This window comes from Actinocorallia lasiicapitis (assembly GCF_054778695.1).
Genome location: NZ_BAAGZI010000601.1, coordinates 1 through 2,354 on the forward strand (window position 1 = coordinate 1; position 2,354 = coordinate 2,354).

Sequence of the window (2,354 nt, forward strand, 5' to 3'; positions counted from 1 at the left end):
CCGCACGCCTCACGGACGACACCGACGCGGCTGGCGAGCCGGCGCGCGGTCTTGGCGTGCCGGTAGGCCAGGTCGGCGTCGTCGTCGACGAGCCGGCCCGCCATCACCAGGTGCTTGGCGACGAGGGTCGCCAGGTCTTTCGGCAGGGTCCTGAGCTCTTCGCGGGCTTCCGGGTCCATTTCGTCGCCGGTCACGTCTTCGGGCAGCTCGGGGTCGTTGTAGCCGGTCTGGCCGGGCTCGCGTTCGCGGTCCTCACGCGCCCCGTAGCCGCCGCGCGCGGCCCGCTCTTCCCGACGCCGCTCGGCGAACCCGCCGGTCAGCTCCTCGCCGTCGGCGGGACGCTCGTCCCGCCCCTGCACGGGACGCCCGCCACGGTCGTCACGACGCTCGAACGAACGCCCACCGTCACGGCCGCCCTGCGGCCGCCCGCCCTCACGGTTCTGGTAGGGCCGACCGCCCTGGTCGTCCCGCTTCTGGAACGGCCGACCGCCCCGGTCGTCACGGCCCTGCGGCCGCCCACCGTCACGGTTCTGGTAGGGCCGCCCGCCCTGATCGTCGCGCCGCTCGAACGGCCGCCCACCCCGGTCATCCCGGTTCTGGTATGGCCGACCACCCTGGTCGTCACGCTTCTGGAAGGGGCGGCCGCCCTGGTCGTCACGCTTCTGGAACGGCGGACGCCCACCACGGTCGTCACGCCCCTGGAAGGGACGCCCACCTCGGTCATCGCGCCGCTCGAACGGTCGGCCGCCGTTGTCGTCCCGCTTCTGGAACGGGCGACCACCACGGTCGTCACGGCGCTCGAAGGAACGGCCACCGTTGTCGTCACGCTTCTGGAACGGCGGACGGCCACCCTGGTCATCGCGCTTCTGGAAGGGGCGACCGCCCTGGTCGTCACGCTTCTGGAACGGCGGACGGCCACCACGGTCGTCACGCCCCTGGAAGGGACGCCCGCCACGGTCGTCACGGTTCTGGTACGGCCGACCGCCGGAGTCGTCACGGCGCTCGAACGGGCGACCGCCCTGGTCGTCGCGCTTCTGGTACGGCCGACCGCCCTGGTCATCGCGGCGCTCGAAGGAACGGCCACCCTGGTCGTCACGCTTCTGGAACGGCGGACGGCCGCCACGGTCGTCACGGTTCTGGTAGGGACGCCCGCCACGGTCATCGCGGTTCTGGTAGGGCCGACCGCCGGAGTCGTCACGGCGCTCGAAGGAGCGGCCGCCGTTGTCGTCACGCTTCTGGAACGGCGGTCGGCCGCCCTGGTCATCGCGCTTCTGGAACGGGGGACGGCCACCACGGTCGTCACGGTTCTGGTACGGCCGACCGCCGGAGTCGTCACGGCGCTCGAAGGAACGGCCACCGCGGTCATCGCGGTTTTGGAAGGGGCGACCCCCCTGGTCGTCACGCTTCTGGAACGGAGGGCGCCCGCCACGGTCGTCACGACCCTGGAAGGGACGGCCGCCACGGTCGTCACGGTTCTGGTAGGGACGCCCGCCCTGGTCATCACGCTTCTGGAAAGGCGGACGGCCACCACGGTCGTCACGGCGCTCGAAGGAGCGGCCGCCGTTGTCGTCACGCTTCTGGAACGGGGGACGCCCGCCCTGGTCATCACGCTTCTGGAAGGGAGGACGGCCACCACGGTCATCACGGCGCTCGAACGAGCGGCCGCCCTGGTCGTCACGCTTCTGGAACGGGGGACGGCCGCCACGGTCGTCACGGTTCTGGAAGGAACGGCCGCCGTTGTCGTCGCGGCGCTCGAAGGGACGGCCGCCACCGGCATTGTCACGGCGCTCGAACGGGCGGCCAGCACCCGACTGGGTGCCCCGCTGGTCGAAATCGCGGCGCGGCGCGTAAGGACGGCCCTGGCCGCCCTGACGGTCATCACGGGAGCCCTGCTGGCCCCCCGGCTTGTTGAAACGGCCCGCCGGCCGATCATCGCGGCGGCCCTGGCCGCCACGCTGAGCCGGACCACCCTGCTGCGGGCGGCCCTTACCGCCCGGCTTGAACGGCTTCCGCGGAGCGCCCGAACCACCTCGACCGGCTTGGCCTCCCGCCGCACCGCTCGAACCCTGCTGCTGACCCTTGCGTCCGTCGCGGTTGTCGCCGCGCCCTTCCTCTTCCTTCACCTCTACATGGTAGACGGAACGTGGCGGCCACCTGACGCCGAACACCCAACCCCGACAGTCACACACACCACACTCAAAACCAGCGAAAGATCATCAAGCCGAGAACCCCCAGAAATGCGAAAGGCCCGAACCATAAGGTTCGGGCCTTTCAACCAATAATTGCGGCGGTGTCCTACTCTCCCACACAGTCTCCCGTGCAGTACCATCGGCGCTGAAGGGCTTAACTTCCGG

General features: G+C 70.9%; 1 rRNA gene and 1 pseudogene. Both read right to left on the minus strand.

Annotated features, from left to right (window positions below):
- Nucleotides 1–2,189: pseudogene (locus ACYVE7_RS32750) on the minus strand (hypothetical protein); the annotation flags it as partial.
- Between the two features lie 93 nt (nt 2,190–2,282).
- Nucleotides 2,283–2,354 (minus strand): 5S ribosomal RNA (gene rrf, locus ACYVE7_RS32755); the annotation flags it as partial.